Consider the following 12810-nt stretch of genomic DNA (forward strand, 5'->3'; position numbering starts at 1 on the left):
TCGCCCCTCTCCTCAGCGCCCTCCTCCGGGCGCCGCGGCGGAGTGAAGGCCTGGCTGCTCGAGGGGCTGCGGAGCGACTCCGGCGCGCACCCCGGGCCGCACTCCACCACCGAGAAGACGCACTCCTGGTGGCGCGTGATGTGCCTGACCGGCGTCGACTACTTCTCCACGCTCGGATACCAGCCCGCGATCGCCGCACTCGCGGCCGGCCTGGTCTCGCCGCTGGCGACCATCGTCCTGGTGCTGCTGACCCTGTTCGGCGCGCTGCCGGTCTACCGCCGCGTCGCCCGCGAGAGCTTCCGCGGCGAGGGCTCGATCGCGATGCTGGAGCGGCTGCTGCCCTGGTGGGGCGGCAAGCTCTTCGTGCTGGTGCTGCTCGGCTTCGCGGCGACGGACTTCATGATCACGATCACCCTCTCGGCGGCCGACGCCACCGCGCACGCGGTCGAGAACCCGTTCGCGCCGGCCTGGTTCCACGGCGCGGAGGTGCCGCTGACGCTGGGGCTGGTCGCGCTGCTCGGGATCGTCTTCCTCCGCGGCTTCAAGGAGGCGATCTCGATCGCGGTCGTGCTGGTCGCGGTGTTCCTCGCGCTGAACGCGGTCGTCATCGTCGTCGCGATCGCGCACGTCGCCGAGAACCCGGTGGTGATCGGGAACTGGTGGTCGGCGCTGACGACGCAGCACGGGAATCCGCTGATCATGGTCGGCATCGCGCTGATCGTGTTCCCGAAGCTGGCGCTCGGGCTGTCCGGCTTCGAGACCGGCGTGGCGGTGATGCCGCAGATCCGCGGCGACGCGAGTGACACCGACGCGGCCCCGGTCGGCCGGATCCGAGGGGCGAAGCGGCTGCTGATCACCGCCGCCGTGACGATGTCGGCGTTCCTGATCACCTCGAGCTTCGTGACGACGCTGCTGATCCCGCAGGCCGAGTTCCAGCCGGGCGGGCAGGCCAACGGCCGCGCCCTCGCCTACCTCGCGCACGAGTACCTCGGCGACGCCTTCGGCACCGCCTACGACGTCAGCACGATCTGCATCCTCTGGTTCGCGGGCGCCTCGGCGATGGCCGGGCTGCTCAACATCGTGCCGCGCTACCTCCCGCGCTACGGGATGGCGCCGCAGTGGGCCGCGGCGGTGCGCCCGCTGGTGCTGGTCTTCACGGCCGTCGCGTTCCTGATCACGATCCTCTTCCGGGCCGACGTCGACGCCCAGGGCGGCGCCTACGCGACCGGGGTGCTGGTGCTGATCACGTCCGCCTCCGTCGCCGTGTTCCTCTCGGCCAAGCGCAAGAAGCAGCGCAAGCGCGCTGTCGGCTTCGCGGTGATCGCGCTCGTCTTCGTGTACACGACGGTCGTGAACGTGGTCGAGCGGCCGGACGGCGTGCGGATCGCGAGCCTGTTCATCCTCGGGATCCTCGTGGTGTCGCTGATCTCGCGGGTGCAGCGCTCGTTCCAGCTGCGGGCGACCTCGGTGACCTTCGACGCGCAGGCTCTCGACTTCCTCAGCACCGACGCCGACGACTACGGCGTGATCCGCGTCCTCGCGAACGAGCCCGACGACGGCTCCGAGCGCGAGTACCGCGACAAGCTGGCCGAGGAGCAGCGCGACAGCAACCTGCCGATGCGCGGCCCGGTCCTCTTCCTCGAGGTGCACACCACCGACTCGTCCGACTTCGAGGAGGACCTCGTGGTGCAGGGGCGCGTCTGCCACGGCTTCCGCGTGCTCACGGTGACGAGCGGCAACATCCCGAACACGATCGCCACCGTGCTTCTCGAGATCCGAGCCCTGACCGGCGTCGTCCCGGACGTCTACTTCGAGTGGACCGAGGGCGGCCCGCTCTCCAACATGTTCCGCTTCCTGATCACCGGCACCGGCGAGGTCGCCCCCGTCACCCGCGAGGTCCTGCGCCGCGCCGAGCCCCGCCGCGAGCGCCGCCCGGGCGTCCACGTCGGCTGACCCGGCGCCCCGGCCTGCCCCCCTTCGCGAGATGCCACTTGTGCACGCTTTCCACGGCGTGTCGCGTGCACAAGTGGCATCTCGCGGGAGGGAGGGGACTGAGCGCACCCGACGTTCGGCGACGGGGAGTCGACGGGGAGCGTGGAGGGGTGGGTGGCCTCCCGCGATGATCGTCTTCCGTTCGCCCGGCGTCGCGACGGACGAAGCGCGACCGACGGCCTCCGTCTACGTCGACGGGTTCAACCTCTACCGGAGGGTCCTGGAGTCTGAGCCGACGCTCAAGTGGCTCGATCTCGCACGCCTGTGCGATCTCCTTCTGCCGACCTTCGACGTGGTCCGGGTCCGGTACTTCACCGCCATGATCCGGGCGACGCTCGGGACCGATCCGCAGGCGCCGGCTCGACAGCAGGCATACGTGCGCGCTCTGCGGACCTCTCCGCGGATCACCGTCCACGAAGGGATGTTCCGCATAGATCGTCGGACCATGCCCGTGCATCCTGCGCGGCTCGACGACGGCGGCCGGCTCGTGACGGTCGGAGTGCGCAGGACGGAGGAGAAGGGGTCCGACGTCAACCTGGCCGCCCACATGCTCGTCGACGCCTTCCGGGGCGAGGCGGAGACGTTCTTCCTACTGTCGAACGACTCGGACTTCACCGAGGCCTTCCGGATGGTGCGCGACGAGGCGGGCAAGGAGATCGGCCTGATCTCGCCGACCGACAGACCGTCGGCCTCGCTGCTCGCGGTGGCGCCCGCGCACATCCGCAAGATCCGCCGCGGTGTGCTCGAGCGGAGCCGGTTTCCGGATGTGCTCCACGACGACCGCGGCGTCCTCCGTCGCCCCGCTGCGTGGGGCGGAAAGAGCTGAGGCCCCTTCCGGAGAAGGGGCCCCGCGCCCGGTAGCCGAAGCGTCCGGGGGTGTCCCCTCAGCGTACGCGCCTCGCCTCCCTCCCCGCCGCGAGATGCCACTTGTGCACGCCTTCCACGGCGTGTCGCGTGCACAAGTGGCATCTCGCGGGAGGGAGGGGCGGGTCAGTCGCGGACCGTGGAGAGGGGCTCGGTGATGCTCTCGAGGCTGCGGCGCTCGGCGTCGACGCCGAAGATCAGGGCGACGACGCCGCCGACGATCATCACCGCCGCGCCGACGAAGTAGCCGACGGTGAGCGGGCCGCGGTCGCTGCCGTCGCCGATCAGCACGCCGTAGAGGGTGGGCGCGACGGCGCCGGCGATCTGGCCGAGGGTGAAGAAGTACGAGATCGCCTGGCTGCGCAGCTCCAGCGGGAAGATCTCGCTGACCGTGAGGTAGGCGCTCGAGGCGCCGGCGGAGGCGAAGAAGAACGAGACGCACCAGAGGATCGTCTGGGTCGTCGCGGTCAGCACGTCCATGCTGAACAGCAGCGCCGAGAGCGCGAGCACCGCCCCGGAGACGCCGTAGGTGAGGAAGATCATCTTCCGCCGGCCCCAGACGTCGAACAGGTGGCCGAGCACCAGCGGACCGACGAGGTTGCCGATCGCGAACGGGAAGAAGAAGTACGAGACGGCGTTCTGCTCCACCCCGTAGAAGTTCTCCAGCACCAGCGCGTAGGTGAAGAAGATCGCGTTGTAGAGGAACGACTGGGTGATCATCATCGTCGCGCCGACCAGCGTCCGCTTCGGGTACTGCTTGATCAGCACCCGCGCGATAGTGCTGAACGGGATGCTCTCGGTCGCCTTCACCGTGATCGCCTGCGAGTCGTCGACCGGCTCGAGGACACCGCCCTCCGACTCGACGCGGCGTTCGATCTCGTCGACGGTGCGCTCCGCCTCCTCCTCGCGGCCGTGGGTCATCAGCCAGCGCGGGCTCTCGGGGATGTGCCGGCGGAGGTAGATGATCGCGAGCCCGAGGATCGGCCCGAGGAAGAAGCCGAGGCGCCAGCCGACGTTCTCGGCGAAGAGCTGGTCGTTGAGGAAGAAGAGGTTCGCCGCGGAGCCGAGCGCCGCGCCGCCCCAGTAGGTGCCGTTGATCGCGATGTCGACCCGGCCGCGGTACTTCGAGGGGATCAGCTCGTCGATGGCGGAGTTGATCGCCGCGTACTCGCCGCCGATGCCCATCCCCGCGAAGAAGCGGAAGACGGCGAGGAAGAGGTAGTTGGGCGCGAGGCCCGCGAGGCCGCTCGCGACCAGGTAGATCACCAGCGTCAGGATGAAGAGCTTGCGCCTCCCGAGCCGGTCGCTCAGCCGCCCGAAGATCAGCGCGCCGACGATCTGGCCGACCAGGTAGACCGTGCCGAGCACGCCGACCTGCGCGGCCGAGAGGTCGAACTCCTTCGCGAAGCCGGCGCTCGCGACGATCTGGATCTCGAGGCCGTCCAGCACCCAGGAGAAGCCGAGGCCGACGACGATGGACCAGTGGAACCGCGTCCACGGCAGCCGGTCGATGCGGGCGGGGACGAGGCTCCGGACGGGGCCGCGCTCTTCGGTGTCGGTGGACATGGCTCGCGCCTTCCTGTCGCCCCGGCTGCGCTGCTGATGCGCGCGGTCCCGGACGCGGCGAGACGACGATAGACCCGAGCATCGCCGGGCTATGCACCCCTGGCCACGGCGCGCCTGCCGGGTGTATCCGGCGACGTGCGCGCCTGCCCGCTTCCGCGAGATGCCACTTGTGCACGCCTTTCTCGGCGTGTCGCGTGCACAAGTGGCATCTCGCGGAGGGGGAGGGGCGGGGCGCCGAGGGGGTGGGTAGCGTGGGGGGATGATCGATGCGACACCCGCCGGAACGCCCGCCTACGTCCTGAGCGAGGGGCCCGTCTGGGACGGGGAGACCGGCCGGCTGACCTGGGTGGACATCGAGGCGGGCGCGGTGCTGTCGGCGCCGCTCACCGCGGACGGGCTCGGGGCGATCACCCGCACGGACGTCGGCGAGCAGGTCGGCTGCGCGCTGCCGCTCGGCGATGGGCGCGTGCTCGTCGCGCTCACCCGCCGCCTCGCGATCCTGGAGGTCGACGGCTCGCTGACCCGCGGCTCCGAGCTGCTGCCCGAGGGGCACCGCTTCAACGACGGCTCCATCGACCCGCAGGGCCGGCTCGTCGTCGGCTCGCTGACGCTGGGCGAGTCCGTCGGTGACGACGTGCTGCTGCGCCTCGAGCACGACGGAGCGGTCACCGTCCTCGACCACGACCTGCGGCTCTCGAACGGCCTCGGCTGGTCGCCCGACGGCGCGGTGATGTACTCGGTCGACACCGAGTCGGGCGTCGTCTACCGGCGCCCGTACCTCGACGGGGTGAACGGCCCGCGCGAGACCTTCCTCGAGCCGGAGGAGGGCGTCTTCCTCGACGGCATGACCGTCGACTCCGAGGGCCGGCTGTGGTGCTCGGTCTGGGGCGGGAGCGGCGTGCGCGTCTACGACTTCGAGGGCCGCCGCCTCGAGGCCGAGGGCATCGCGATCGACGCGCCGCACTCCTCCAGCATCGCCTTCGCGGGCGAGGCGCTCGACGTCGCCGTCGTGTCGTCGGCCTCGCGCGACCTGTCGGCGGACGAGCGGACGCGGTACCCGCTCGCGGGCGGACTGTGGCTCGCGCGGCCGGGTGCGACCGGGCTGCCGGCGCCGCGCTGGGTCGAGGCCCCGCTGCCCTGACGGGGCCGGGGGTCGCTTCGGGGCGGGGCAGCGACGGACCGGGGCCGGACCTTCGGACCCGCGGTCAGTCGGCGTCGACCGGCGCGGCCGGGTCCGACGCGGGCTGCGGCGTCAGGGTGACCCGCGAGATCCGGTAGCGGTCGGTCTCGGCGACCCGGAGCACGTGGTCGCCGACGACGAGGGTGTCGCCCACGACGGCGACCCGGCCGATGCGGTCGAGCACGTAGCCGCCGACCGTCTCGTAGGGCCCCTCGGGCAGCTCGATGCCGAGCAGCTCCTCCAGGTCCTCGAGGATCATGCCGCCGTCGAGGTCCTGCAGCTGCTCGGCGGCCTTCGCGTCGACGTCCTGGCGCGCGCCGTCGTACTCGTCGTAGATCTCGCCGACGAGCTCCTCCAGCAGGTCCTCGAGGGTGATGATGCCGTCGGTCCCGCCGTACTCGTCGATGACGACGGCGATCTGGTGGCCGTCCTGCCGCATGGTGCGCAGGGCCGCGAGCACCTTCGTCGTGCCGGGGACCGCCAGGATCGGCCGGGTGATGTCGGCGACGCTGCTCGCGGTGCCGTCGCGGCCCGCCTCCGGGAACGCGGCCATCAGGTCGCGGACGTGCACGAAGCCCAGGACGTCGTCGCGGTTCTCGCCGACCACCGGATAGCGCGAGTGCGGCCGGCCGAGCACCTCCGCGTAGCCCTCGGCGACAGGCAGATCGCCGCGGAGGAAGTCGACGTCCGGCCGCGGGCGCATCACCTCGGCGACGCGCCGGTCGTCCGCGCGGAAGACGTCGGCGAGAAGCTGCCGGCTGTCCTCGGCGATCTCGGTGTTGCTCGAGATCATGTCGCGCACCTCGTCCGCCGAGACGCTCTCGCCCTTCTCGCGCGGGTCGGCACCGAGGAGGCGGACCACCGCATCGGTGGAGACCGACAGCAGCCAGATGATCGGGCGCATGAGACGCGCGAGCATGTTGAGCGGCGGGGCGAGCACCTTCGTGAAGGCGACCGACTTCTGCATGGCGAGGCGCTTGGGCACCAGCTCGCCGAGCACGAGCGAGAGGTAGGCGATGACGAGGGTCATCAGGATCAGCGCGACCGTCGAGGCTGCGCCGTTCGAGAGACCGAGCGACTCGAGCGGCGGCACGAGATCCGGCGCGATCGTCGAGGCGCCGTACGCCGAGGAGAAGAAGCCGGCGAGCGTCACGCCGATCTGCACGGCCGAGAGGAAGGTGTTCGGGTTCCGCACCAGCTCGGCGATGCGCCGGCCGCGCTCGCTGCCCGCCTCGATCGCGCGCACCTGGCTCTCGCGGAGGCTGACGATCGCCATCTCGGTGCCCGCGAACACCCCGCCGATGAGCACGAACAGCACGACGAGGCCGATGTTGAGGAGGGTGTCCAGATCCACGGTGCTCAGAGTACGGACGCCCGCTCGGAGAACGCCTCGCGCCCTCTCAGGCGGCGGCGCGCCCCCGCCCACCCTCACTCCTCAGAAGTTGCGGTAGTCGCGCCCGACTACCGCAACTTCTGGGAAGTGGGCGGGCGGGCGTCGGGCGGGGTGCGTCCGCTGTCCAGAAGTTGTCGTACTGGCGTGCCGACTAAGACAAGTTCTGGAGGGAGGCGGCCGCGCGCCTTCCGTCGGCTCCAGTCCTCCAGAAGTTGCGGTACTCGGCGGCGAGTACCGCAACTTGTGGAGAGTGGGTGGCGGAAGGCGGCTCGGTCAGGCGTCGGCCGGGCGGACGCCGATCGTCAGGATCAGGTTCGCGTAGATGCGGCGGTCGCCGCTGGCGATGGTGAGGGCGACGTCGTCGGTGCGGGCCTCGGCGTAGAAGGCGTGGCGTTCGACCGAAGTGAAGGGGACGCCGTCGAGGGTGGCGCGGAAGGCGTCCTGCGCGGGCACGTCGAGGCCGGGCGCGGGCGTCATCACGGTCGCCTCCTCGACGACGATCGCGGTCAGCAGCGCCTCGAGGATCTCGTCGACGGTGAGCATGTCCGGGCGCAGATTGAGGTGCACGAGCGCGGAGTTCTTCCCGAGCGTGGTGCCGACCGGGTAGTTGCCGTCGGCGATCAGGATCCGGGAGCCGTGGCCGGCGCGGGCGAGCGCGTGCAGGATCTCGGGGTGCAGGAGGGTCGTGGTCAGCATGGTGCTCCTCGGTGAGGGGGGGTGGATGTCAGTGGTGGACGTGGGCGACGGAGGCGCCGGCGATCAGCCGGCCGGGAAGGGTGCGCGTCTCGAACGGCTCGGGGCTGCCGTCGAGCCGGCGCTCGATCAGCGCGGCGGCCTCGGCGGCGATGGCGTCGGTCGGCTGCTCGACGATCGTCAGCCGCGGTCGGACGACCCGCGCGAGCTCGACGGTGTCGAAGCCGACGATCGAGAGGTCGGCGGGCAGGCGCAGGCCGGAGTCGCCGAGCGCGGTCAGCGCGCCGACGGTCAGCTCGCGGTTGCTGGCGAAGACGGCGGTCGGCCGGTCGCGGCGGGCGAGGATCCGCTCCATCGAGGCGATGCCGCTCTCGACGCTCAGCGGGCCGAGCTCGACCTCGGCCGGCCCGAGGCCGCGGGAGGCGAGCTCGTCGAGGACGCCCGCGGTGCGCTCCCGGGTGGTCGAGACGTCCGGATCGCCGCCGAGCACCGCGATCGCGCGGTGGCCGTGGTCGGCGAGGTGCCGGGCGGCGGAGGCGCCGGCCGCGCGGTTGTCGAGCACCACGCGGTCGGTCTCGAGCTCGTCGTCGACCCAGTCCACCGTCACCACGGGAGTGCCCTGCTCGGAGGCGCTGCGGAGCGCGTCGACGTCGCCCCGGGTCGGGACGGCGACGATCCCGTCGACCATCTTCTCGAGCAGCAGCCCGACGGCGGCGCCCGGCTCGGGCAGGCTGACGCCGATCAGCACGCCGATGCCGTCGCCGCGCAGGGCCCGCTCGAGCCCGGCGATGATCGACAGGTGGAACTCGTTGTCCAGCGCCGGCAGCAGCACGCCCACCGTGCGGGAGCGCCGCGAGCGCAGCCCGCGCGCGAAGCCGTTGACGCGGAAGTCGAGCCGCTCGGCCGCCGCCTCGATCGCGACGGCGTTCTCGGGGCGCACCGGCAGGCCGTTGTAGTGCTTCGAGATCGTCGAGAGCGACAGCCCGGTCAGCCGCTGCAGGTCCTTGTACGTCGCCATCTCAGAGCGCGGGCGAGCCGTAGCCGTCCCAGCCGGGGATCGTGCCGTCGGCGTCCCAGAGGTCGAGCCAGTCGGTGCTGCCCGGCCAGAGGAAGACCTGGCCCTTGATCAGCCGGTTGTTGCGCTCGGCGCCGCGCAGGGACTCCTGCTCGGCGGCGGTGAGGGCGAGCGACGCGGCGGCGAGATTGGCCTCGATCTGCTCGGGCTTCACCGCGAACGGGATCGGGATCTGGCCGCGGTTGACGGCCCAGGCGAGGCAGACGACGACCGGGTGCACGCCGCGCTCGCGGGCGATCGCCTGCACGGCGGGGTGCTCGATGTCGACGAGGTCGCCGTCGACGCGGTCGCGCTCGGGGCGGGACGGCGAGCCCAGCGGCGAGTAGCCGATCGGCTGGATGCCGTGATCGAGGCAGTAGCGGAACAGCTCCGGCTGCTGGAAGCAGGGGTGCAGCTCCATCTCGTTGAGCGCGGGCGCGATGCGGACGTCGGCGAGGATCCGCTCGAGCTTCGCGATCGTGACGTTCGAGGTGCCGAGGTGCCGGACCAGCCCGCGGTCGACGAGCGACTCGAGCGCCGCCCAGGTGCGCAGGAACGCGGCGTGCTCGTAGGGGCGCGCCTCCGGGTCGCGGGCGTCGGTCTCGGCGTGCGGCGGGTGGTGGTTGGGGAACGGCCAGTGCACGAAGACGGCGTCGAGCACGTCGAGGCCGAGGTCCTCGAGCGAGCGCTCGACCGAGGCGACCGCGGCGTCCGGCTCGTGCGCGTCGTTCCAGATCTTCGACATCACGAAGAGCTCCTCGCGCGGCACGCCGGAGTCGGCGATCGCTCGCCCGACGCGTGGCTCGTTGCCGTAGACCGTGGCGCAGTCGAGCAGCCGGAAGCCGGCCCGGAGCGAGTGCTCGACGGCGAGGCCGACCGTCTCGGCGTCGTAGCGGTCGGAGCCGAAGGTGCCGGCGCCGATCGAGGGGATGCGGCGACCGCTCGCGAGGGTGCGGTGCGCCGGCGGAGCGGCGGTGCGGGGGTCGGCGGCGGTGACGGCGGCGTCCATGCCACTCCTCGGGGTCGTGAGGCGAAACGATTCGCAGTCAGCCTAGGTGCATCCCCACTCGTCGGACCAGGGCCGGGAGGCGAAACGACGCGAATCGTTTCGCCTCCCGGCGTCCACGGCCTCGACTGCTACTTGCCGGTCACCGCGTCCTTCACGGCGCCGACGGCCTTCTCGACGATGTTCGGCTTCGGCGAGGTGCCGTAGAAGCGCTCGTCCGGCTGGGTGGGCGGCGGCATCGGCACGCCGTCGTCGGGGCTCGCCGTGCGGTAGCTGAACTCGCCCTTGCCGTCGGGCGTGGGGCCGGAGGCCCAGCTGCCCTCGGCGGCCGCGGCGCCGTCCGAGAAGTTGATGTACTCGTACGACACCGAGCGCTCCTCCTTCGAGAGCGGGAAGTTCGAGGGCACCGGCAGGTCCTCCGCGCCCTCCGCGCGCAGCTCGGCGGCGGCCGCGATCCACTGGTTCTGGTGCATCGTGTCGCGGGCCAGGAGGAACGAGAGCAGGTCCCGCACGCCGTGGTCGTCGGTCATGTGGTAGAGCCGCGCGACCTGCAGGCGGCCCTGCATCTCGGCGTTCGCGTTGGCGGTGAAGTCGGCCAGCAGGTTGCCGCTCGCCGTGATGTACGAGCCCTGCCAGGGGTTGCCGTTGCTGTCGACGGGGCGGACGCCCGCGCCGGCGACGATCGCGGCCTGGATGTCGGTGCCGCCGATGACCGCGCCGAGAACCGGGTCCTTCTTGATGGCGTCCTCGGACTGCTCGACGGGAGCCTTCTCGAGCAGCTGGGCGATCATGATCGCGATCATCTCGACGTGGCCGAACTCCTCGGCGCCGATGCCGTAGAGCAGGTCGCGGTACTTGCCGGGCTCGTGGGCGTTCCAGGCCTGGAAGCCGTACTGCATGGCGACGGTGATCTCGCCGTACTGGCCGCCGAGCACCTCCTGGAACCGGCGGGCGAAGACGGCGTCGGGCTTGGAGGGGGAGGACGTGAACTGGAGCTCTTGACGGTGGAAGAACATGCGGTCGTACCTTTCCGGGAGCAGTCGGTGCGGACCTCGTCGCCCGCCCTTCGACGGTAGGCAGGGCCCTTCGGCGCTCAGAAGGGGCTTGACCTCTCCTGCCGCTGCTCCCGGATCGGACCTGTCGGCGCTCCCGGATCGGACCAGTCGCGCTCCCGGATCAGACCAGGCGGCGCGACTCCGCCGTCACCACGCGGAACCAGCGGGCGCCGTAGCCGTCGATGCCGACGGTGACCGTGCCGTCGTCGCCGATCGGCTGCGACTCGCCGCCGAGGGAGTCGACCAGGCGCGAGCCCGGCTCCGAGTCGGGGAGCGTGATCCTCACGGTGCGCGGGCTCGAGGCGAAGCTGTGCACGGCGACGGTCGTGCCGGTCGACGCGGACATCCGGTGCGCGAAGACGCAGGGCTGGTCGGCCGGGAGGTGGGTGTACTCGCCCCAGCCGATCTCGGGGGAGCGGCGGTAGAGCCAGGCGAGGCCCTTGATGTGCGCGAGCAGCGAGCCGGGGTCGCGGAGCTGGGCGGCGGCGTTGACGTGCTCCGGGCCGAAGCCGCCGCCGGGCGGGGCGGCGATCAGGTCGTCGGCGTCGGCGCGCGAGAAGCCGCCGTTCGCGGCGGAGGTCCACTGCATCGGCGTGCGGACGCCGCTGCGGCCGGGGATGTCGGCGTTCTCGCCCATCCCGATCTCCTCGCCGTAGTAGAGGACGGGTGAGCCGGGCAGCGAGAACAGCAGGCTGTAGACCATCCGGATACGGCGCGGATCGCCGTCGAGCATCGGCGGGAGGCGGCGCACGATGCCGCGGCCGTGGATCCGCTGCGACTCCTCCGGCGCGAACGCGGCGAAGACCTCGTCGCGCTCGTCGTCGGTGAGCTGCGAGAGGGTCAGCTCGTCGTGATTGCGGACGAAGTTCGCCCACTGACTGCCGACCGAGATCGGCGGGCGGCTCGCGATCGCCTCGACGAGCGGCGTCGCGTCCTCCCGCGCGAGCGCGAGGTAGAGGCGCTGATTGCCGATGAAGTCGAACTGCATCGACAGCTCGTCGGCGTCCTCGCCGCCGAAGAAGGCGAGCTGCTCGTCGCGGGTCGTGTTCACCTCGCCGAGCAGCATCGCCTCGCCCGAGCGGCGGCTGATGAAGCGGCGCAGCAGGCGCAGCCACTCGTGCTCGTCGCGGGCGCCCGGCTCGATCAGGTAGGGCACCGCGTCGACGCGGAAGCCGTCGACCCCGAGCTGCAGCCAGAAGCCGACGAGCTTCGCGATCTCGTCGCGCACCGCCGGGTTGTCGGTGTTGAGGTCGGGCTGGTGCCGGTAGAAGTTGTGCAGGTAGTACTGCCCGGCCTCCTCGTCGAAGAACCAGACGCCGTCCTCGACGTCCGGGAAGACGTTCGCCGGCTGGTCGGCCGGCGGCTCGTCGCGCCAGACGTAGTAGTCGCGGTAGGGGCTGTCGGGGGAGGAGCGCGCCGCCTGGAACCACGGGTGCTGGTCGCTGGTGTGGTTGACGACCAGGTCGACGATGACGCGCATCCCGCGGTCGTGCGCAGTGCGGATCACCTCGACGACGTCGCCGTGGTGGCCGTAGCGCTCGTCGACGCCGTAGAAGTCGCTGATGTCGTAGCCGTTGTCCTTGCCGGGCGAGCGGTAGAACGGCGCGAGCCAGAGGCAGCCGACGCCGAGCTCGGCCAGGTAGTCGATCCGGTGCGCGAGACCCTCGAGGTCGCCGACGCCGTCGTCGTCCCAGTCCATGAAGGTCTTGACGTCGAGGTTGTAGTAGACGGCGGCGCGCCACCACAGGTCGCTGGTGTCGGTGACCCTCATGCGGACGCCTCCGCGGTGACGGTCGGGCGGATATGCGCGGGGGCGGTGCCGCCGGCGAGGGCGGCGGGGGCGAGGGGGGTCATGGCGCTCCGGGGTCGGGTCGGGGAGGGTCGCCCTCGACGGTAGGTGCGCGATGGATCTGCGTCTCCTCGTTGATTTCTCAGGGAGAGGGTGGCGGTCCGGTGCGTGGCTCGGGCGCGATCGTCATGATGTCGAACGAGCGAGCGGATCCTGAC

At 71.5% G+C, this 12810-nt stretch carries 10 protein-coding genes; 3 read left to right on the forward strand and 7 right to left on the reverse strand.

Going from position 1 to position 12810, the window contains the following annotated elements:
- The first annotated feature begins 138 nt into the window (after nt 1-138).
- Together EDF45_RS11945 and EDF45_RS11950 are read left to right on the forward strand one after the other, a co-directional pair.
- Complete coding sequence (locus tag EDF45_RS11945) at nt 139-1953, forward strand: amino acid transporter (RefSeq protein WP_243600768.1); 1815 nt, start codon at nt 139-141, stop codon at nt 1951-1953.
- A gap of 73 nt (nt 1954-2026) precedes the next feature.
- Entirely contained in the window at nt 2027-2818 is a 792-nt protein-coding gene (locus tag EDF45_RS11950; protein WP_185020160.1) for an NYN domain-containing protein, read from the forward strand.
- 164 nt (nt 2819-2982) lie between these two features.
- Here the strand turns inward: EDF45_RS11950 and EDF45_RS11955 are convergent, their stop codons facing one another.
- A complete protein-coding gene (locus EDF45_RS11955) occupies nt 2983-4422 on the reverse strand; it encodes an MFS transporter (RefSeq protein ID WP_123736536.1) in 1440 nt (479 codons plus the stop codon).
- Nucleotides 4423-4681: 259 nt separating this feature from the next.
- Here EDF45_RS11955 and EDF45_RS11960 point away from each other — a divergent pair, with 259 nt between their 5' ends.
- Nucleotides 4682-5563 carry an SMP-30/gluconolactonase/LRE family protein gene (locus EDF45_RS11960; RefSeq protein ID WP_123736535.1) on the forward strand — a complete coding sequence of 294 codons (882 nt, stop codon included), beginning with the start codon at nt 4682-4684 and terminating at the stop codon, nt 5561-5563.
- 64 nt (nt 5564-5627) lie between these two features.
- Here the strand turns inward: EDF45_RS11960 and EDF45_RS11965 are convergent, their stop codons facing one another.
- The 6 genes from EDF45_RS11965 to EDF45_RS11990 all read right to left on the reverse strand — a co-directional run bounded on the left by EDF45_RS11965 (nt 5628) and on the right by EDF45_RS11990 (nt 12574).
- Complete coding sequence (locus EDF45_RS11965) at nt 5628-6956, reverse strand: hemolysin family protein (protein WP_123736534.1); 1329 nt, start codon at nt 6954-6956, stop codon at nt 5628-5630.
- 312 nt (nt 6957-7268) lie between these two features.
- Nucleotides 7269-7691: an RbsD/FucU family protein gene (locus tag EDF45_RS11970; RefSeq protein ID WP_123736533.1), complete on the reverse strand. Its 423-nt coding sequence runs from the start codon at nt 7689-7691 to the stop codon at nt 7269-7271.
- Between the two features lie 28 nt (nt 7692-7719).
- The gene (locus EDF45_RS11975) at nt 7720-8706 is read right to left on the reverse strand and encodes a LacI family DNA-binding transcriptional regulator (protein ID WP_123736532.1); all 987 of its coding nucleotides are present in this window, start codon (nt 8704-8706) and stop codon (nt 7720-7722) included.
- Nucleotide 8707: 1 nt separating this feature from the next.
- Nucleotides 8708-9751: an aldo/keto reductase gene (locus EDF45_RS11980; protein ID WP_123736531.1), complete on the reverse strand. Its 1044-nt coding sequence runs from the start codon at nt 9749-9751 to the stop codon at nt 8708-8710.
- A 128-nt stretch (nt 9752-9879) separates the two neighbouring features.
- Nucleotides 9880-10764, reverse strand: coding sequence for a manganese catalase family protein (locus EDF45_RS11985; protein WP_123736530.1), 885 nt, complete (start codon nt 10762-10764; stop codon nt 9880-9882).
- Between the two features lie 160 nt (nt 10765-10924).
- A complete protein-coding gene (locus tag EDF45_RS11990; RefSeq protein WP_123736529.1) occupies nt 10925-12574 on the reverse strand; it encodes an alpha-amylase family protein in 1650 nt (549 codons plus the stop codon).
- Nucleotides 12575-12810: the final 236 nt, after the last annotated feature.

This window comes from Rathayibacter sp. PhB186 (assembly GCF_003751825.1).
Lineage (GTDB): Bacteria > Actinomycetota > Actinomycetes > Actinomycetales > Microbacteriaceae > Rathayibacter > Rathayibacter festucae.